Below are 19,384 nucleotides of genomic sequence, written 5' to 3' on the forward strand. Positions count from 1 at the left end.
ACAAACCAGTGAAGAGAGATTGAGCAATTGAATAAGAACACCACCCGCGGCGCACGTTCGTGGCGCATCCCGCTCGGCGGCGCGTCTGCGGCCGGGCTCGCCGCGATGCTTACTTCCCAGCTTCCGCGAGCGGCGGCGGAGACCGAACCTGGCGGTGCGGTCAAACTCATTTGTGCCCTACGCCGTCGGCAGGACAGAACTCCCGACCAGTTCAACGACTATTGGCTCAAAGTCCATGGCCCCATTGCGATCAAGGCGCTCACCGCACTCGGTGCCACGCGCTACGTCCAAAGCCACACGACGGATACGGTTCTCAACGCAACTGTCGCGGTCTCCCACAGCACCGGTCCGGCCTACGACGGCATCACCGAAGCCTGGTTCCCCTCGGAACAGAGGCTGCTCGCGGCTCTGGCCACACCGGCGGGAACGCAGGCCAACCAGGCGCTCGCCGACAACGAGAAGGAGTTCATCGACGTGGCGCAGTCCTCGTACTTCTTGACCAAGGAGTACGTACTGCTCGGATAAGCGACCCGGGTGGACGCGCACTGCAGACAGATTGGAGTTACACACCATGACGATCACGGCCGGGACCTTTTCCTCGGTGGGTGCCCGTTTTCTGGCGCAGTGCGCAAGCTCTCCGCAGGGCGAGGCATTCCGAGTGCCGAGCGAGGATGGCCGATGGGACTCGGTGGCCTGGTTCGATGTTGCTAGGCGGAGCCGTCATCTCGCAGCTGGGTTGTTGGCCTTGGGAGTGGCGATCGAGGATCGGGTCGCCATCGTGAGCTCGACGCGGTTGGAATGGGTGCTTGCCGATCTGGCCATCGCTCTCGCTGGTGCTGCGACCACAATGGTGTATCCGAGCACCCATGCCAAGGATGTTGGTTACATCCTGAGCGACTGTTCCGCGGAAGTCGTTTTCGTAGAGAACGCCGAGCAATTGGCGAAAGTCCAGACTGCGGAAGGCCTCATCGGGGCCGCTCGTCGATTCGTGTTGTTCGACGGTCACAGTGACGACGAGGCCGTGTTGTCTCTGACTCAACTCGCCGAGCTCGGCCGCACCTTGCTCTCGGCCTATCCCGACGCGATCGTGTATACGCTGGCCGAGCTGACACCTGACAACCTGGCCACGATCATGTATGCAACCGGAACCACGGGACACCCGAAAGGCATCGAGCTCACGCACGGCAATTGGCTGGACTTGGGCGCGACGATGGCCTCCGAGGACCTCATCCTCCAGGAGGATCCGCAGTTTCTACGGCTACCGCCGTCTCACGTGCTCGGCAAACTGCTGCTGGTCGCGCAATACGAAGTCGGATTCGTTACGGCCATCGAGGCGTACGGAAATCCCTGTATACCGGGCCTCGATACGTCGTGCGCAGAAGAGAAATTGTCTTCCGTCAGCGTCGAGACGCAGTCGTTGGAGGCCGCCGCAACTCCGCCAGCATCCTGCTGACAGTCGCCCCGAGTCCACCGCCGGCCTATGCGGTTCGACGGGAGGCAAGGCCGCCCAGCACGCGCCCGATTCGTGAACATCAGCGTGATCCGGCGTGTGAGCGGTATGCAGTACCGCGTTCTCCCACGCGAACTTAGTGGCGAGGCAGACGAACTCACTCCCGCCGCGATATCGAGCACCCCATCGATCGCCCACAGACTGCGATCTGATCGCGCGTGCCTACGCCCCGCCCCATCGCCACGGCGGTTCGGTGCCACCGTTGTCACGCGTTCGCGGGCCTGGAACCGCGGTGCGTCCGAAACTTACGCGCTGTAACATCACGCATGTGCCCGCTGCGCCCGCAAATGCCGAACGTCCCAGGCGCGCTCGCCTATCGGTTTCCGAACGGGAGACGCAGCTGCTCGATATTGCCGAGAAGCTGTTCACCGAGCGGGGATTCGACGGCGTGACGATCGAGGACATCGCCCGGGCTGCCCAAGTTACGCGGCCGGTTGTCTATCAGCGCTACGGGTCGAAGGAGTCCGTGTTCATCGCGTGTGTTCGACGGGCGCGCGAGCACTGCGATCGGATGGTGTTCGACCGTGTCGCGGCTGCGCCGGACAATATCGCCGCGCGCATCAAAGCGGGCTGTGCGGCGTATTGCGACATCATCACCACCGATCCCCGGCGCTTCAACCTGCTCTTCACGACTTCGGCGAACCTGGACGGCACGCTGGCGGAGGAACTCAGGTACCTGCGGCAGGGATCCATCAACTCGACCGTCGAGACGGTCCGACCGTACGTCCCGGAGCTGAGCGACGAAGCCCTCACTGCTTTCGCCTATGCAGTCTCAGGTATCGGTGAGCAGCTGGGGCGGTGGTTGCTCGCCAATCCGAAGATGTCCAGGAAGAAGTTCGTCGCCTACTACACCGCGGCGATCGAAGGCGTCGCGAACAGCATCCTCGCGATGCCGCAAGCTGCGAGACGGCGACGGGGCGGACGTACGCACCGGCCCTAAGGCACCAGCTCCAAGTGCTCGTGCTCGGGTCCATGCGCCTCGTCCCGGGTATGAATCCCGACGTCGCGGGCGGTAAAGCCTCGGCGGTGTCTGCGCGCTGTCAGACGGCTGGTCACGGCCATGAGAAGGATGACGATGGCAGCTGACACCAACGTGATCGGCAGGTAGGTTCCGAGAACCGTCAGTTTCCATCCGTTGGCGTTCATGAACTGCGCTGCCTCGGTGGCGGATTCATCGGTGCTGTGCAGGGAGACCATCGACAGCGGCAGGACTGGCACAAGTTTGAAATCGACGAGGACGTTCAACACGGTGGTCTGCTGGGCGGCCAAGGTGATCGGAGCCCCGAGCTGCTGATCGAGCGCCATCGACGTCACGTCGTCAATGGTGAATCTGATCGGCACCTCGTCGGGAAGATTCGGGAGGACCGCGTTCAATCCGGCCGAGTACCTGGCAGGCAGACCCGACGCGATCATCTCGAGCAGGAGCTTCGGCATCGTCGAACCGTCACCGGTTTTCGCCATCTGCGCGATGGCGGCTTGGTAGGGAGCGGCCAGCTGAGGGTCGGCGATGACTCCGGAGGCCGTACCGCTGAATCCGTACGCCTTGCGACCGTGGATTTCGCTCTGCCCGGTGAACGTCATCCTTTGGGTTTTGTCGAGTGCGGGGTTGTACACCTTGAAGCTGTCCGCGTCGGCGCCGACCGCCCGTGAAATAACCATGCCGCCAAGCTGATCCTTGACTTTCGTCCCTGACGGTGCCGGAGTCTGGCTGAAGTCGGTTCGATCCACGGCGTAGTGGTACACAGACGTCACTGGACCGGACGGGAGCTGCAAGGCCGTTGTCGATCTGATGACCGCCGTCGATCCGTCGGTCCGCTCGACGTCGGTATCGCGCTGGGCATCGATCGAGCTGGGTGCGCCCAGGTCGAATGTGCTCGGGTCGAGTGCCCGATACTCGCCGGTCAGCCGTTGAGTGGAAGTGAATCCTTCTGGCAACCGACACGCGAATGGCACGCCGACATACCGGATGAGTGCCGCAGTGATCAGTAGAGCGATGCCGATGACTACCCATGTTCGGGTCGAAACTGTCTGTCTCACAACACTCTCCGCTGTCTCGATCGCCAACTGTGATGCACGCATCTCGATGGAACGATCGTGATGCAAATTACATCGTGTAGCTACGAAGTGTAAGTACAGCGTGGAGGCGAGTCAACGTCTTTCTGAGGATTTCGTCATCTTCTCGTATCGGTCTAGGTCGAGCGCGACCTGCGGCCCGGCGGCGGGACCTGGGTGGTTGATGACGCGATGGTGGTTCGTTCCGCGGGGTCACGCTCCTTTGGTTCCGGGATGAGTTCGATGCTCCTGGTAACCGTGTAGGCGTGTGCCCGGGCAAGAAGGCCGGCTTGGCTGCGGATGAATTTCGAAACCAGCGGCGTCGTGAACAACTGCATCAAGTGGTCGCGACTTGCGGTGTCGATTGTGAGTATGGCGTTGTGGTGGCCGGGTGTTGGTTGTCCGCCGCAAGGAATCAGATCGAGCTTCGTGGCTGGCTGCAGGGTGTATGTTCGCAAGCCTGCCGCCCCTGCGGAACGCAATGCAGGGCCGAGGGTTTCGTGGACGAAGTCGCGAAAGGCGAGCTTACTGGCGCTGGGGTGCCGCTGCAGCAGGGCGACGGTCCGGTGCTGTCTGGTGTCGGGGTCGCGCGGTGTCCACCAAAGCCCGCCTCTTCTGCCGGTCAACTGTCCGCGGGCCTGATCGAACACATTCTGCTCGTCGACGTACGTCGAGCGCATGCGCACGATTGCGTCCAATGATGCGGCCAAGCTCGTTGAGCGGGCTTCGAGTAGGCCGTCGATGCGCCATTCCTCGGGGATAGTGGTCTCCACCCCCGTCGCCGCAGGCCAGAAGCCGTGGTCGGTCGCTGACAGCTGGTGCTGGACATATTCCATCAGGCTGGGGAGCGTGATTACGCGGCCTGCGTGCGGTCCCGCCCAGTGGGCGAACCCGCCCTTGCGGTCAATGTCCCTGCGGAGCCGCACTGGACTCAGCGCCGAGGTCGTGTGGACCGGGCTTGCCGGCATCGCACCTCCTCGTCAGTGCTAGCGATTGCAACATCTTCGACTAATGAACAAATCTATCGTATGTGACGATATAGTCAGCCTATGCGGGTGGTCGGTCACGAGGACAGTCTTTGGACCGCGTCGATGGCCAGGGCCTACGGTTCAAGTGGCGGTCGATACGGTGCGCGACGCGATGCAGATCCTCGGCGATTGCGGATTCGCATGCGAGGTCGCCGAGACGCGGGAGTCCGTGCGCCTCGAAGAGCTCTAGCGCGACTCCAAGATTCTGGAGATCTTCGAGGGCGCGAACGAGTTACAGCAGTGGACGATCGCCCGGAAACTGATCGGCCGCGATGTGACCGGCTGACCGGCCCGTCCTCGATTCGACGCCGAGTGTGTCGTCTGCATCCGGGGCGGAATCAGATCTACGTTCAAGGGCATTCGACACACAACTAGGCCGCCAACCGGAAGAATCGTGGTCATGTCGTCGGGTGTGATTACGACGTTGGTGACAGGGCTCCTGCCCCTCTTGGGCGCCGGTCTCGGCGCATCGGCAACGCTCGTCGTGCAACGAAGTTCGGCGCGTGAGGCCAAGCTGAGGTTTCGAGCTGAGAGCCGTCTCGCGCACCGTGAGGAACTGAAGTCCGCGATTCTGAACTACTTCGAGACGGCACAGCGCCTTCAGGGTGAGCTCGATGTCCGAGAACGCGGAGGCACTCCCGAAGACTTGAAGCGCCTGATCGAGAACGTCTGGCTTGCAGAGAAGCGCATCGAGATCATCTGTTCTGATCCGTTGCGAGATCGCGTGATCGCACATGCTCGGGGGTTGCATCACGCTGTTCGCAGTCCAGCGGAATGCCCGGACTGGTGGGTCTATTGTCGGCCACTCCAACATGACCTGCTGCGGCTAGCACAAGCGGAACTGGTGCGCGACCACAACTGGTAGCTGCCCGGATGGCCACCGACTGGTGCGGCTACGGCGCCACGGTCATGTTCCGGACGAACACCCTGCCACCCATAGCCCCGGGTGCGGTGCTGCCCAACCGCTTCGGCCTCAAAGTGGTCGACGGCTTCGGAAACAGCGTCGTCCCATGTCTCCTCAACCGCCCGGGCCGACAAACCTCTCCCGGGCTGAACCTTCGACAGACCAACGCCACATGCCTGAGGTGAAGGTGGGGAGCGGGCACCATCGCGATCTGGATGGATGCATGGTCAGCGCTTGCGTTGGGCTGCCGTGTGGCTACTGAGGCGCACGACGGCATTACTGAAAGCTCTGGCGCCTTTGGCTTGTCGACGCAAAGCTGCGTTCCTCTCCACGAAGAGCCCTGCCGGGCGAATAGCGGTCACTGTGACTGAGGTGGTGGCCACCGGCAGGGCTCTTCTGTGGGTAATCGGCCCTGATCGCATCAGTTGATGGTGATCAAGTCCGGTTCGGAGACTACCGGGTGGTGCGGAAAGAAGAGCCCGGCCGGGCAGATCGCTGCAGTGTTGTTGACGTCCTCGTAGACGACGGTCGGGCGCAGGCGGTTCCAGCGGTGACCGAGCAAGAGCGCCAGGCCCATCGGGCTGGGCTGGATATGCGACGAGTTGCCTTGGTCCCGGTACTCGCGTCGTCGTGCTGAGGACACCGGAGCAGGGAGCCGCCTAGGAAATGAAGCGGTGCCTGAGAAATTCCTTCAGTTCGGACATGGGACCAACACGAGAACCGGCAGCTCAAGCGCTTCCAAGATGAAGCAGGACTTGAGAAGCTACACACCCCTGCTCCGCCTCGGCGAACAACCCTCGCTCTACGGACACCGTCGGGTTGGACACCACGAGCCCGCGACAGTTGATTAGGCGAGCCTGCCAATCTCACGTGCCTCAACGGGGACGATGGGTGCTATGAACTGTCGACCGGCCCGCCACCCAGCGCAAAAAGGACCGCAGGCAGCAGGCCGATCTGTCCAACAGAGCGGCCAATTGTCTTGTTACGCGTCCCCGTCCATACGAGCAAGCCTCATCGCTTAGTCGTTGCATTCCATCGCCTACCAGTTCCTACGCTGGATCACCCCGGGCGACGTGAGCAAAGACGCGGCCGAGATCGGTGTCACCAGGATCGCGCTGACTCTCGTGGCGCTGCTGCGTCGGGGCAGGTGTGTTCCCGGTACCGGCGCATTCGGCGGCGAGGCCACCATCCGGCACGTCCTGGGCGTTCCTCTGGTCGGGCTAGACAACGATGTCGGGGAAGGAGGGCAGTTCTCGGCGGTGGGTGAACGGTTCGATATCGACGTTGATCCAGAGGATGGCGACGTATTCCGATCCGTCCCCGGTCATGAGGTTCGGCGCGTATCGGCGGCCCCGCAACTCGTGCAGCAGTTGGGAGGATTTCGGCACGATGACGTCGCGGTCCGTGCCGATCGCGGTCCGGCCGACCTCGGCCCCGAGCACTGTGTCTACCTCGTCGAGGGTGATTTCGAGGTGGACGTCGTCAGCACCATCGAAGATCAACGTCTTGCCCGGTTTGAACGAGTACTCGTGCCGCCCGCCCATCGACATCGTGCGTAGGTCGTACTCGACACGTGCGCGCGGCCGGTCGTCGTGCCCCGGTTTGCCTTTGTATATCCGTGCGGAGACATCCACTTCGTCAGGATCCAGCTTCGACGCGGCCGGAACTCCCGCACCGTCGGTAACTTCGAGCGCGTGGATGTATTTCAGCCAGGCGGTGGTCTTGCGGACTTTCCGGTTCAGCTTGTGACTAACCGTCGACATATCGAATGAGACTTTGATCGCGTAGTGATCCGACGCGTCGATGCCAGGACTGAGTTCGGGCGTAACCAACTTCATGCCTTTGACGTGGGCGGTGACGCGTTCGCCTTGATCGAGCATGGCAAGATCGATCCGCCCACCCTTTTTGAAGCGATCTCCACTCGACATGGGAATCGGCTGTTTGCCCGGTTCGTAGGTGCTGAACTTGTCGCTCGTGACGAGGTCGTCGAGCTTCTGGTCCGCGCGCCGCCACATGTTGAACTCGGGCCACAGGTCGCGGGCGTCGGGAAGATTCTCCGCCAAGGTCTCTCGGCCGCCGGGAGTGTTGGCGTCGATATTGAAATCGCCGACAATGATGACCGGCAGGTCGAGATCGCGCACCGCCAGAATCCACGAATCCAGATGCCGCAGCTGGGCCTCGCGCTTTCCGCTGGCCCCACTCCCGACCCCGAATTCGGGTACTTGACCCTTGGGGCTGGCCTGTAGGTGGGTGCCGATTACGCAGAACTCCGGCCCGTCGGTCGGGGATACACGCACCATGACGGCGCCCTTGTTGGCGAAGGAGTCTTCCCCGATGCACGACCTGTAGATAGTGCTCCGCACTTCCCGGATCGGGTGGCGGCTCAAGACGAGCAACCCGCCGTCCTCCTCGGGGTCCCGCTCATCCGGTCCCTCGGCAGTGTGGGGGAACTTCTGCTTGACAGCCTTCTTGACCGCGGTGCGTTCCCGGTTGCCCATCATCTCGGCGAGTACCACCACGTCGGCCGCAGAGTCGGACACCGTGTCGATGACCGCCTTCAGTTGCGGGGCGCGGCCACGTCCCGAATACACGGGTATGCCGAGAACAGGGATGCTGTTCTGTGGCACGCCGTTGACATCGACACCGATCAAGGCCGTGTTGTAGAACATGACCGAGCGAGGCTCCTCGGCGATCGAGGTGATCGTGCCACCCTCGAACGTGCTCGTCGTCTTGTTGCCCGCCAAATCCGGCAGACCGACGGGGTAACCGAACGGCCCGAGTTCCTTCCCGGACCTGGTCCACAGCTCGTACACACCGCCGCGCGGCACTATTCCCGCGACATGCCTGCCGTCATTGTGCTCGTACTTGTAAATGATCCCTTTGGTGGAACGCTGGTACCTGCCGCCGATCAGGTTGGTCGACTCAGTCTTGTCGGCCGGCTCACCGAGCATCGCCGTGATTGCCTGCTTCAGAAGCGCATCGAGGGCAGCGAATCCGACTCCCTTGAGCCCTACCTCCAACTGCTCCCACCAATCATCGGAAAATTGCTTGGCGTTGTTCGTAGGCATAGTCAGGGTTCCCTTCCAGCACTGTGTCTTACGTTTCTGTTCAACTCCCCGAGTCTCAGTACGTGAATCATCGAAGGCGCCGGAGGAAGTGTTTCACCATCCACGAGAAGATCTTTCAAAGTTCTTTGCTGACCGATCAAGTCGGGCGACCAACTTATCCACGCGCGACCCCCACGGCGGGGGCGCATTCCATTGTGGAGCGATGGGGGGTCGGACGTGAATATGTCTATTGTTATCTAAGTCTTTGATGAGAATCGGACGGATGTCCGACAGGTAGTGGAATCTCGTGAATCGTTACGGATCGCCGCCGACAAGGGAGAATCCGTTCTCCCGGCCGCGTGTCATGGATGCTCCCGAACCGGTCGCTACCGAGATCCTCGCTGCCCACGCTCAGGTGAACGAGTAGTTCGAGCGCGAAACCTACAGTGCCGCTGACAAAGTCGAAATCCTCAAGCTGCTGAAGAAACTGCGGCTGCTGCTCGACGACGGAGATCTGGAACGGATGGAACACCTTCGCAGTCCTGCGCAAGATCCGGGGCCGGCTACTCAAACGTGCTCGCGACGCCGACATCGTCAGCGTCATCGAGGCCGAACACCGAATCACCCTGCGCCGCTTCAGTGAAATCCTGATCCCTCACGGTGAATCCCCCACTACTCGCACATGATGCTGATCGACGGCAACGACAGCCGCGGTATAGACGTTGGAATCCTGTCCACCGACGAGTACCCGGTACTCGACATCAGCTCGCACGTCGACGGCGGCCCGTTCAGTAACCGCGTCTTCAGCTGCGACTGCCCCGAATGCCACCTCACCTTCCCTGACGACAGCGGCCTGGCCAGGCGTTTGCCGCTCGCGGCCTGGTTGGTGCCGAACTTGCTTTTCAGGTGGTCGACCAGCGCCAGCAGCGGCTGGCCTGGCCGATGTCCGGCCTGGAATATTCAGAACGCCAAGCGATTTCAGCAGGAAGCCACGATCCGACAACGACGAATACCCGGCCATCCCGACGTGTGTCGTGTGTGGAAAACGGACCGGCGACGAATCATGTCCACTCGCAACGGGTGTGATCCCGATTCCGCCACATCACGGCGGCGCTGGAATCGCCTTTCGCTACAGCCAGTACTTGTTCGCCAGGGCTGCCAGTAGGAATCCGATGAACATGCAGATGATGGATGTCCAGATCGCTACCTTGCCGAGTGGATGGCCCTTCTTCGCGGCCGTGAGACCGAGGAAGATTCCGGCCCAACCGAACAGGCATGGCACCCCGAGTGACAGCACAGCGAAGGTCAAGGCTGTGATCGCCAGCCCCTTGCCCTCCGGTGGCGGGCTCGCTGGAATGTGGGTATAGGGCTGGTAGCGCGGTGCCGGTGGCGCGGGCCGCACCGGCTGTTCGGGATAGTCGAAGTGCGGGATGTATTCGCCAGTGCCCTGGAGGTATTCAGGTGGCGGCGGGGGAATCGCGCCGGGCGCCTGCGGCTTCCAGTAATCGTCATCGCTGGATGGCGGTGGTGGTGTGCCCATGACGTGATCCGTTCCGCTGTACGTGATTTCGAACATTACGTCGTGGACGGACTTCGTGTCGGCGGGCCGGAGCCCTCATTTTCCGGGGCCGCGCCGAGCATCCCACCGGGCGATGAGGGCGGGCACGTCGTGCCCATCCGCGCGATGATTTGTGGATGTCGCGTACGCGGGCGGCGTCGGGCCCGCCTGGATCGTCGAACAGGGCCGGTCCACGCTCGGTCGAGGACGGTCACCACGATCCACGCACCGAAACGCCCGCGCCGACAACTCCTGAAGCTTGTTTCCCAGCGGCGTGACGAGGGACGATAGCCCCATGGAACTGACAGCGGTGCCCATCGAGAATCCCGATGAGCTCAATGTCGTCATCGGGCAGTCCCACTTCATCAAGACCGTCGAGGACCTCCACGAAGCCCTCGTCGGCACCGGCCCGCAACTCCGCTTCGGGCTGGCCTTCTGCGAAGCCTCCGGCCCCCGCCTGATCCGCTGGTCGGGGAACGACGACAGCCTGGTCGACCTCGCCACCAGGAACGCGACGGCCCTCGCCGCCGGCCACTCCTTCATCGTCTTCCTCCGCGACGGCTACCCCGTCAACGTCCTCAACGCGATCCGCCACATCCCCGAGCTCTGCACCATCTTCTGCGCCACTGCCAACCCCGTCGAAGTCCTCATCGCCGAAACCCCGCTCGGACGCGGCATCATCGGCGTCGTCGACGGTGCACCACCCCTCGGGATCGAAACCGAGACCGACCGGGCCGACCGGCACCAACTGCTCCGCGCCATCGGATACAAGCTCTGAGACCCAGCTACACCGCGGGTTGGGATGCGCGGTTGCGGCAACGGGGCGCCTGCAGCCGCGCGACCATGCCCGGATTCGTATCGCGGATGCGGCGCGCGACGTCGACGAAGGACCGCACGAGGGGGCTGTCGTTCCCCGCGCGCCAGCTCACGGCGACCTCGTTCGGGGCCGTGCCGGTCACCGGTACCAGCCGCACGCCGGGAAACTTGATCCACGCCGCGCACGGCACGGTGACCGCGATGGCCGCCCCGGTCGCCACATGGTGCAGCTCCTCCAGGAGCGTCTTCGTGCGCGCGGCCACGCGTGCGGGCCGTCCACCGCGATGGGAGTTCAACTGCCAGTAGGCGTTCCATACCTTGTCGGTGGCAGCGGAGGACAGGATGGGTTCGTCCAGCAGTTCCGCCACCGCGACTTCGGCCCGGTGCGCCAAGCGATGGTTCGCCGGGAGCATCGCCATCAGCGGCTGGCGGAACAGGGGTTCGAATCGCAGCCCGTCATCCTCGAACGGCCGCCGCACGATCGCCACATCCACCTGGCGGTCCGCCAATCCGGCCGAGGGCGTCTCGTAGGTGAAGTAGTTCGACTCGAGGGCGATGTTCGGGTGGCGTTGCCGGAACGCGGCCAGGATCGGTGCGGTGAGCGTCAGCGCCGCCCCCTCGATACAGCCGAGCACCAGGCGGTTGTGTTCGCCGCGGTGCACCGCCCGCGCCTGCTCGACACCGAAGTCCAAGCGATGCAGCGCGTCCCGCGCATGCTGGAGAAACGCCGCTCCGGCCGCGGTGAGCTCGACATGACGTGTGCTCCGGGCGAACAATGCGACGGCCACATGCTGCTCGAGCTGCTTGATCTGGGTGCTGAGCCCCTGCTGAGTCACGCCGAGGCGCTGTGAGGCCCGGGTGAAGTTCAATTCCTCCGCGACGACGATGAAATTCCGCAACTGGCGGGAATGAACGTCCATAGAGCGCGGCGCGACCGTCGGCTCGTCGTGGCGGCCGTGCGGCGGATGCTGGGATCGCATGGCGCGCGATCAGCCGGACACGCGGGCGGGGGAGACGCTCCAGAATGCCGGATGCCAAGGATCGGCATCGACGGTGAAGACCGGCAACCTGTCCGGCCGGGGACTCGGCTGGAAATGCACACGCGTCGGCGCGTTGGAGATCAGCGGCAGGTGTCCTTCGATGGAGGTGTGGATCCATGGGCCCTCATCGAGCTCCACGATGGCGGTCGCCACGGGCGCCGGCTCACCGCTCGGACCGCTCGGGCGGTACATCATCCGCCACGACACGATCGAACCGGCGCCCGACGCCGGCACCGACTCGAGATCATCGGCCGCGCAGACGGAACAGGCCGTGGTCAGCGGGGCGAAGATCTTGTCGCATGCCGTGCAACGCCGGATCATCAACGTGTCTATGGCGGCGCAGGCGCTGTCGTCGGTGCCATCCTGCGGGAGCCGGGCTTTCGATGGGATCATGGAAACCTCTGCGGAACGGTGCTGGTGGACTCGTTCGAGCATGGTCGTCGGCGAGTGATCCCGCGACGGTGGAATTACGTGTGGGTATACCTGTTTCTGTTCCGACGGGGCCTTCCAGGCAAGCACGGTGGCCGCGGGCACGGGCTCGAAGGCGCGGGATGATGCCGCTGACGAGCCCGGGGAATCGCCTTGGATGAGCCGGACAACGTTGCGATCGAATTGACAAGCGGAACTTGTGGACAATCCATCGACAGCGGTTTCTCTTCGCAGCGCGGTTGCACTAGCATGACTCATGCGTCCGCGGCGAGAAGAATTGAGTTCCCCTCATTTGCGGCGGTTCGCGAAATCCAATGTGCGGACGCCGTTCACGGCGGCCTTCCAGACGTGCGAGCCCGCTTCCAATTCCAGGCTCGCACCGCCTCGCCGAGCGCAGTGAGGCAAATGTCGGCATCGCTGGTGAATGCCCGTGAAGGGGCGGGAAAGCCAGCGGTGCCGACCTCCATTCCCGTGGTCCGGCTAGACCCCCCACAGTCGAGAGCAAGGGAGACAAGGCATCTCGGGGGTCACGAGTTCGTCGACCGTGACCGCGACCACGCCGGCGGCGCTCAGCTCGAAGGCCACTTCGCCGATTTGATCGGCGTGGCCCCGATAGTCCAAGACCAGTGGTCCCAATTCCAGGTGAAGGTGGAGAATTCGACTCGGCGCACTCATCGGCCCGCTTCCGGTTTCGAATCTTGTTGCTGGCGGAGGACTGACGGTGCCGGGTGGCCGAGTTCAATCCGTTCACGGCGGCGTGAAAGAATCGATCGCCGCCCGATGGTGTGCGCGAAGCCGAAGTCATCCGGCTGATTTCGAAACCCTACTTGCTCTCCGGGTATTCGAGAAATCAATTCTCTTTGCGGATTATCAATAGCTGTCTGTCAATTCCGCTCCCGGCGCGGAGAGCCCTTACTCGGCCGTGTCCGCAGGCTGAGCCGCGGCCCAGACAGCGATCTGCGCGCGCGAGGTGAAGCCCAGTTTGGTGAGTATGTGCTGGATATGCCCCTGCACGGTGCGCGGCGACACGACCAGGCGATCGGCGATCGCCTTGCTGGTCAGTCCTTCGGCGACGAGGTCGGCGATCTGGCGTTCCCGTGCGGTGAGAGTCTCCGGCGAACGATCGGCTGGGGAGACGCCCGGGGATGGGTCCCCGAGTGCGAACGCGACCGCGTTCTCGAGACTCATCGACGCGCCGTGCTGGAGGGCGGCATCGAACGCGTTGTCGCCGAGGGTTCGGCGGCCGCTCTGCTCGCATTCGTGACGGTAGGGCATCAGCAGAATCGTGGGGCTGCCGGCGAGACGCCCCAGGGCATCCGCCGCGCCCAGCAGGACAGCCGCACGACGGGCCTCGAGCTCATCGGCGGCGATCCAGGCCAGCGTCGCCAGGCAGCCCGTGATGACCAGCGGATCAGCGACCTTGTCGGCCAACCGAATCGCCTCCGCGAGCGAGCGTCTGGCCCGCTCGGTCTCACCGCAGCGCCAGGCCGCGAATCCCGCCGTCCACAGCACATAGGATCGGTAGATCGTCTCGCCCGCGACTTCGGTGAGGCGGAGTGCCTCCTCCAGAACGCCGAGGGCTCGGGAGGTCTCGCCCAGCAGTGAATAGCACCAGCCGAGCGAGACCCGAGCATCCAACTGCCGGGCGACCGCACCGCAGCTCTCGTAGGTGCGCAGCGCATGCTCCAGATCGGCGACCAACCGGTGGGGATCACCCCCGCCTCCGGTGAGCGCGTAGTTCGCCCGCGTGTGCGCGAGCAGCGCGGGAACCGTCGGATCGTCGGTCTGCTCGGACAGCTTCTCCAGTTCCTCGACCTGGTCGGTGGCGGTCCGCAGGTCACCTTGGAGGGCCGCCATCAAGCTGGCGGCGAAAAGGGCTTCGGCCCGTTCCGTCGACGGGCCCGAGGACGGGCGCGCGAGAATCCGCTCGTGCCACCGGCGACCCTCGCTGATCCGGCCCCGCAACAGCCAGAACACATACAGGCCGGTCACGATCCGCAGTCCGCTGTCCTCGGACTCGGTGAGGCTGAACTCCAGTGCGTTCACCACGTTCGCCTGCTCCCGCTCCAGCCGTTCGACCCAGTACATCTGGCGCGGCCCGATCCAGTGGGCGCTCCAATCGTGCACCAAGTGTTCACACCACTCCCGATGCCGGAGATGAAGCAGCTCGGACTCCCCGGACTCGTCGGCCTTCTGCGCGCCGAACTCACGGACCGTCTCGAGCATGTGGAACCGCACCGAGCCGGACTCCTCCTTGCGGATGAGGAGCGACTTCTCCATCAGACCCGACAGCGTGTCGTGCAAATCCGGCTCGGCCGCGCCGGCGGAACACACGTGCAGGACCGCGTCGAGTTCGAACCCGCCGGCGAACACCGAGAGCCGACGCCACAGCCGCCGCTCGTCCGATGTGCACAGGTCATAGCTCCAGTCCATGCAGGTGTGCATCGTCTGCTGCCGTCTGGGCGCACTACGGTTGCCCCGGGTCAGGAAAGCGAACCGGTCGTCCAGCCGGTTCAGTATCTGTTCGACGGACATCGTGCGCAGGCGCGCCGCGGCCAGTTCGATCGCCAGCGGTAGGCCGTCCAGCCGTGCGCAGACCTGGGCAATGGACAGCCTGTTGTCGTCGCTCACCTCGAATCCGGGTACCGCCGCGGCCGCTCGCTCCGCGAAGAGGGCGATCGCGTCATTGCGGGTGACGGTCCGCAATGACGGATTGGCGGCCGGATCGGGTACATCCAACGGCGACAGCGGATATACCGCCTCGCCCTCGATATCGAGGGTCTCGCGACTGGTGGCGAGGATCCGCACGTTCGGGCAGGCTCTCAGGATCGATTCGACCAGCCGTGCGACGGCCGCGACCAGGTGCTCGCAGTTGTCCACGATGAGGAGCAGGTCCTGGCCGGCCAGCAACTGGATCAGCGCGTCGGGCGCCGATCCGCCGCCGTGGTCGGACAGGCCGAAGGCGGCGGCCACGACGTCCGGCAGCGACTCCTCGTCACGCACGTCGCCCAACTCGACCAGCCATGCCCCATTCGCGAAGTTCCGCCGCATGCTGTGCGCGACCCGTAGCGCGAGCCGTGACTTGCCTACGCCCCCGATCCCGGTCAGTGTCACCAGACGCGAGCCGGCCAGGAGGTTCTTGACGTCGGACTGCGGTGTCCTGCGGCCGACGAAGCTGGTCAACTGCAAGGGCAGATTTCCCAGTCCCGACCGGAAGCTGTCGCTGCGGAAATGTGTAATCCTGTGTGCCGCAGCGTCTTCGGATGTGGAGTCGATGTCGATGCCGCCCAGACTCCCGTTCGGGCCGTCGTCAGGCATCTGTCGCTCGCAACCGGGACACATCGGTCAGACTATCGTCGGCCTCCGCGGTGGGCGTCGCCGACCAGGCTGTCCTTGATTGCCGCGAAATCAGAAACTCCCGCCCGTCAGATGTCCTATGCCGTAAGACAGCTGAGCTCGACGGCCAGATGTCTCGGACGAGGGCTGAGGCTACAAGAAGCATCCTGGGATCCGCGCAACCGCCTGATGGTCGGCGTGCCGATCCCGCTCCGAACTCATCGAAACCGTCCGCGCCACGTCCCCGCGCTGCGTCGTCCGCACCTGGGCAGGACATGCGCCGCTGCGGTCACTCTTCTCCTAGGCGGTGATAATTCCGATCACCGTTGCGACGAGATCGCCGCCGGGATCGCGCAGGCGCGGTAGCGACGCCCTGTCCTGCAAAAGCGATCCCAGGGTGAGATCTACCAGTTCAGCACCGACCTGTTCGGCGGAATTGCGCCCGCCCGGCTCGAACCACGTCCACGCCCATTGCGCGGCGCCGAAGATGAGCAGGCTCCGGATACTGGTGTCGACGGGCTGGAAGTCGCCGGATGCGATGCCCGCCTCTAGCACGCCACGCAGGATTCCGATGTAATACCTGCGCAGCTTGCGCCCCTCGGAATCCTCCTCCTGCTGCCCGAACCGGGCGACCTCGCGCTGGAATGCGACGGTCCGGTTCCGGTCGTGTACCTGATACAGCATGGCCGCGTGCAACAATCCGGCCAGCTGCTCGGGTGGTGTCGAGAAGGTCGAGACGATTCGTTCCGCCTCGTCGACACGGCGCCGCATATAGGAAACATGCAGCGCTTCCAGAAGCCGCGCCTTGGTGCCGTAATGGTGCACGATCAAGCCCTGGGAGATGCCGAGCTCGCGTGCCACATCGCTGAAACTCGTTCCGTCGTAGCCCTTCTCGGCGACATGGCGCGTGAAAGTATCGAGAATCGCGCCCGACTTGCCGGGTCCCGCCGCACGTCCATTCATCGATCCCGCCCCTTTTCGTTCGTATTCTCCGACGCCCCTGAGAACCGATCAACCCCGCGACCTGTCGTTGACTGAGTGCGCAGTCAGTATTAGCATTATGCCCCGAGTCGCAGCGGCGCGTTCTCTACATCAACCATTCATCTCGAAAAGTTGACCTACCGCCCATGTATCAGCACGCCAATCTCACCGAAACTGTCGATGAGCGACGAGCCCTCGCATGCATCGCATGACCGGCTCCTCCGACAGCCCCACGGGCGGGCGCGCATGAACGCGGACGTAGCGGCATACGAGGACCCGGCGACCGATTCCGAATCGCTGTTGTCGCCGGAGCAACTGCTGGCCGCGATCGCCGGGCGGCTCGCCGAACCGTTCCCACTCGTCACGTGGGCGCGAGAGCTCGGCGATCTGCACGCCGCGTTGATCGCGGCGGTTCTGAATCCGCGGCGGAACGCGCCGGAGGTCACCGAGGCGGCGCTGTGCGCCGATATCGCGAAGGTCATCGACAAGATCAACTCCTGGGCCGCGTCCGCTGTACGCCACAGCCGCTGCGCCCGCCGCCACACCCACACCTTCGGTGAGGTGATCAGTCACGTGGCCAAGACCTACGCCGAAGCGTGGTGGACGGTGCTGCACAGTGACTGCGAGGATCTTCGACACTCGGCCTGGGTCCATCTCGGCGAGGTTCGCGACGGCTACGCGCACCTCATCAGCGATATCCGCGCGGGGCGCGTCCAACTTCCACTCGGCTGGCGAGGCATCCGGCAGACCGAGCCCGCAGGCTGAGGGCCGACGCGACCGGTCCGCCGAGGCGGCGACGAAACCCGATGTGCGCGTAGCGATCACACGCCGGCGAGCGTGTCGGCCTGCAACCCGAGGACATTGCCCGCGGGATCGCCTGGGTCATCGATCGGCCCGGCACCGTCGACAGCATCGAATCACTGTGGGGCGGTGGTCAACCTGCGGGCGGCCATCCGCTCGACGAGCAGCGGGACGAAGTCGCGGACGGGACGTCCGTCGAAGCTGCGGTGGGCGTCGTGAACGATATCGGCGACCGTCCCGGCGCCGACGGCCGGAAACTTGGTGGTGAGTCGACGAACGAGTTCCTTGATCTGCTGATCTTCATCATTCGCTGCCATACCCCATGGTCGCGCCTCGTGGTCGAGTGCCGTTCCGGAACCGCGATGAACTCCACATGGCTGTTTGCTCTCCATATGGTCACGGTGCGCAATTCATGGTCACGGTGCGCGATTCGCGTCGAGAGCTGATCCCGTGTCTGCCGAAGACCTTCCACCATCCGACCGCGACGAGCGGTGGTCTGTGCGGCCGTTTCGCCACCGCAGGCCACCGTCGTCGCGCGACAGCGCTGCTATTCGGCTGTGCCCGCGAGGAATTCGTCGACACCGGGCCTGGTCTACCTGCCGGTCTCGGTTCGGGCCTCGATCGCGGTCACGGAGTTCTTGAACGCCTTGGTCAGTACGCCCCTGCCGACGGTGGCGAGCACCGCTCCGAGGAACCAGCCGCGCGGATTCTTGCCCTCTCGTACCACGACGTAGTCGATATCGGTGGTGCCGTCGGGACGCGGGGTCAGATCGTAGGTGTGTCCGGAGTGGTGACCCCACGCGTTGGAATCGGTGGTGGTCAGCACGACGTGGTCCGGGTTGGTCCAGTCGTACACGAGCCGCTCCCAGATTCCGGTGGATCCCTCGGTGACGTCCGCGTGATGGGCATCCTGGGCGTGCACCGCGAGGTACGACCCCGCGCTGTTGCCGAACAGTTCCGAACGGTCCGGGCCGAAGTCGGTGAGGGCCGCGACGAACTGCTCGGGCGTCACATGCGCGTTCGCGTGCATATGGATGGTGGTCATGGGGCTGTTCTCCTTTACTCGGGTAGCTGATCGCCGTGGGCTTCGGCGACCATGTAGGCCGCGTACCACCGGGGCCACTCGGCGTCGTACCGGCCGCCGTTGCGGGCCTCGTGCTCGCCGTGGGCGGTCGCCGCGCGCACGAGCGCGTCGACCAGGTCGCTGGTGGTGGCGTAGGAGGTTTCGGTGGCTTCGACCCGGCCCGGGATCCGGGCGGTGACCTCTTGCAGCAGGAAGGTGTTGCCGTCCGGGTCCCGGAAGGTCGCGAACGATCCGTAGCTCGCGCGCTCGTCGGCGGCTCCCGCCACGCGCCCGTCGCCCGACAGGGGCTGGAACTGGGCTCCGGGTGCGCCGGCGTGGAAGACCTCGCTGATGTCGGCGCCCTGGGCCGCGAGCGCGTCGCGTGCCTGCTGGACATCGGACACCACCAGGTAGATGCCTTCCGCCGTGCCCGCCTTCGCGGTGGTGATGCTGGTGCCGAACTGGATCGACGTCGGCGAGCCCGGGGGAGTGAACTGCACGGCCCGGAAGCCGTTGTCGAATTCGAAGTCGGCGTCGAGGCGCCAGCCCAGACCGTCGTAGAACTTCTTCGACCGGTCCACGTCGGCGACCGGGATGACGACCGCCTCGAGCTTCAGTGCGGGAACCCCTGTGGTTGTCATGGCCTGTTCCTCGTTTCCTGTAGCAGCGGTGTTGCTCGCATGTCCCAGGGTGCGCTTCGGCCGGCGTCGTCGAACCAGTGACTGTCCCTGGTCGGCCTCGGCCGCCGTTCTCGAAGCCACTTCGATGAACTCCAAGTGGCTGTTCGGTCTCGATACGGACACGGTGGCGGCCGACTGG

19 protein-coding genes are annotated in these 19,384 nt (G+C 64.2%); 7 read left to right on the forward strand and 12 right to left on the reverse strand.

The window, feature by feature from the left end; genetic code table 11:
• Nucleotides 1–27: 27 nt before the first annotated feature.
• From ACFRAQ_RS13840 to ACFRAQ_RS13850, 3 genes are all read left to right on the forward strand, one after another.
• Nucleotides 28–525, forward strand: coding sequence for an EthD domain-containing protein (locus ACFRAQ_RS13840; protein WP_379098769.1), 498 nt, complete (start codon nt 28–30; stop codon nt 523–525).
• A gap of 46 nt (nt 526–571) precedes the next feature.
• Complete coding sequence (locus ACFRAQ_RS13845; protein ID WP_379098772.1) at nt 572–1,453, forward strand: AMP-binding protein; 882 nt, start codon at nt 572–574, stop codon at nt 1,451–1,453.
• Between the two features lie 325 nt (nt 1,454–1,778).
• Nucleotides 1,779–2,450, forward strand: coding sequence for a TetR/AcrR family transcriptional regulator (locus tag ACFRAQ_RS13850; protein ID WP_379098774.1), 672 nt, complete (start codon nt 1,779–1,781; stop codon nt 2,448–2,450).
• Here ACFRAQ_RS13850 and ACFRAQ_RS13855 read toward each other — a convergent pair.
• Nucleotides 2,447–3,613 (reverse strand): porin PorA family protein, encoded by a 1,167-nt coding sequence (locus tag ACFRAQ_RS13855; protein WP_379098777.1) that lies wholly within the window; start codon nt 3,611–3,613, stop codon nt 2,447–2,449. The two genes, ACFRAQ_RS13850 and ACFRAQ_RS13855, sit on opposite strands and share 4 nt — an antisense overlap.
• A gap of 86 nt (nt 3,614–3,699) precedes the next feature.
• Nucleotides 3,700–4,398 (reverse strand): hypothetical protein, encoded by a 699-nt coding sequence (locus ACFRAQ_RS13860; RefSeq protein WP_379098780.1) that lies wholly within the window; start codon nt 4,396–4,398, stop codon nt 3,700–3,702.
• 592 nt (nt 4,399–4,990) lie between these two features.
• Here ACFRAQ_RS13860 and ACFRAQ_RS13865 point away from each other — a divergent pair.
• Nucleotides 4,991–5,455 carry a hypothetical protein gene (locus ACFRAQ_RS13865; RefSeq protein ID WP_379098783.1) on the forward strand — a complete coding sequence of 155 codons (465 nt, stop codon included), beginning with the start codon at nt 4,991–4,993 and terminating at the stop codon, nt 5,453–5,455.
• 460 nt (nt 5,456–5,915) lie between these two features.
• Here the strand turns inward: ACFRAQ_RS13865 and ACFRAQ_RS13870 are convergent, their stop codons facing one another.
• Complete coding sequence (locus ACFRAQ_RS13870) at nt 5,916–6,137, reverse strand: hypothetical protein (RefSeq protein ID WP_379098786.1); 222 nt, start codon at nt 6,135–6,137, stop codon at nt 5,916–5,918.
• A 577-nt stretch (nt 6,138–6,714) separates the two neighbouring features.
• Nucleotides 6,715–8,562, reverse strand: a complete 1,848-nt coding sequence (locus tag ACFRAQ_RS13875; protein WP_379098788.1) for an endonuclease/exonuclease/phosphatase family protein — start codon at nt 8,560–8,562, stop codon at nt 6,715–6,717.
• A 661-nt stretch (nt 8,563–9,223) separates the two neighbouring features.
• On the opposite strand from ACFRAQ_RS13875, the gene ACFRAQ_RS13880 reads away from it, so the two are divergent.
• Nucleotides 9,224–9,706 (forward strand): hypothetical protein, encoded by a 483-nt coding sequence (locus tag ACFRAQ_RS13880; RefSeq protein WP_379098791.1) that lies wholly within the window; start codon nt 9,224–9,226, stop codon nt 9,704–9,706.
• Here ACFRAQ_RS13880 and ACFRAQ_RS13885 read toward each other — a convergent pair.
• Entirely contained in the window at nt 9,671–10,081 is a 411-nt protein-coding gene (locus ACFRAQ_RS13885) for a hypothetical protein (RefSeq protein ID WP_379098794.1), read from the reverse strand. The two genes, ACFRAQ_RS13880 and ACFRAQ_RS13885, sit on opposite strands and share 36 nt — an antisense overlap.
• Nucleotides 10,082–10,394: 313 nt before the next feature.
• Here ACFRAQ_RS13885 and ACFRAQ_RS13890 point away from each other — a divergent pair, with 313 nt between their 5' ends.
• Nucleotides 10,395–10,877: an adenosine-specific kinase gene (locus ACFRAQ_RS13890; protein WP_379098796.1), complete on the forward strand. Its 483-nt coding sequence runs from the start codon at nt 10,395–10,397 to the stop codon at nt 10,875–10,877.
• Nucleotides 10,878–10,884: 7 nt separating this feature from the next.
• Here ACFRAQ_RS13890 and ACFRAQ_RS13895 read toward each other — a convergent pair whose 3' ends face one another.
• The 4 genes from ACFRAQ_RS13895 to ACFRAQ_RS13910 form a co-directional block, all read right to left on the reverse strand.
• Complete coding sequence (locus ACFRAQ_RS13895) at nt 10,885–11,895, reverse strand: LysR family transcriptional regulator (RefSeq protein ID WP_379098799.1); 1,011 nt, start codon at nt 11,893–11,895, stop codon at nt 10,885–10,887.
• Between the two features lie 9 nt (nt 11,896–11,904).
• The gene (locus tag ACFRAQ_RS13900) at nt 11,905–12,390 is read right to left on the reverse strand and encodes a Zn-ribbon domain-containing OB-fold protein (protein ID WP_379098802.1); all 486 of its coding nucleotides are present in this window, start codon (nt 12,388–12,390) and stop codon (nt 11,905–11,907) included.
• Nucleotides 12,391–13,296: 906 nt separating this feature from the next.
• Nucleotides 13,297–15,573, reverse strand: coding sequence for an ATP-binding protein (locus ACFRAQ_RS13905; RefSeq protein WP_379098804.1), 2,277 nt, complete (start codon nt 15,571–15,573; stop codon nt 13,297–13,299).
• Nucleotides 15,574–16,020: 447 nt separating this feature from the next.
• Nucleotides 16,021–16,683 (reverse strand): TetR/AcrR family transcriptional regulator, encoded by a 663-nt coding sequence (locus tag ACFRAQ_RS13910; protein ID WP_379098807.1) that lies wholly within the window; start codon nt 16,681–16,683, stop codon nt 16,021–16,023.
• Nucleotides 16,684–16,947: 264 nt separating this feature from the next.
• Between ACFRAQ_RS13910 and ACFRAQ_RS13915 the strand changes: the two genes are divergently transcribed.
• On the forward strand, nt 16,948–17,466 hold the full coding sequence (locus ACFRAQ_RS13915) for a hypothetical protein (RefSeq protein WP_379098812.1): 519 nt from the start codon (nt 16,948–16,950) through the stop codon (nt 17,464–17,466).
• Between the two features lie 152 nt (nt 17,467–17,618).
• On the opposite strand, the gene ACFRAQ_RS13920 is transcribed toward ACFRAQ_RS13915, so the two are convergent.
• The 3 genes from ACFRAQ_RS13920 to ACFRAQ_RS13930 form a co-directional block, all read right to left on the reverse strand.
• Complete coding sequence (locus tag ACFRAQ_RS13920; RefSeq protein ID WP_379098815.1) at nt 17,619–17,894, reverse strand: three-helix bundle dimerization domain-containing protein; 276 nt, start codon at nt 17,892–17,894, stop codon at nt 17,619–17,621.
• 200 nt (nt 17,895–18,094) lie between these two features.
• Entirely contained in the window at nt 18,095–18,547 is a 453-nt protein-coding gene (locus ACFRAQ_RS13925; RefSeq protein WP_379098818.1) for a hypothetical protein, read from the reverse strand.
• Between the two features lie 14 nt (nt 18,548–18,561).
• The gene (locus tag ACFRAQ_RS13930; protein WP_379098820.1) at nt 18,562–19,206 is read right to left on the reverse strand and encodes a VOC family protein; all 645 of its coding nucleotides are present in this window, start codon (nt 19,204–19,206) and stop codon (nt 18,562–18,564) included.
• Nucleotides 19,207–19,384: the final 178 nt, after the last annotated feature.

Source organism: Nocardia sp. NPDC056611, from assembly GCF_042792755.1.
Taxonomy (GTDB): Bacteria; Actinomycetota; Actinomycetes; order Mycobacteriales; family Mycobacteriaceae; genus Nocardia.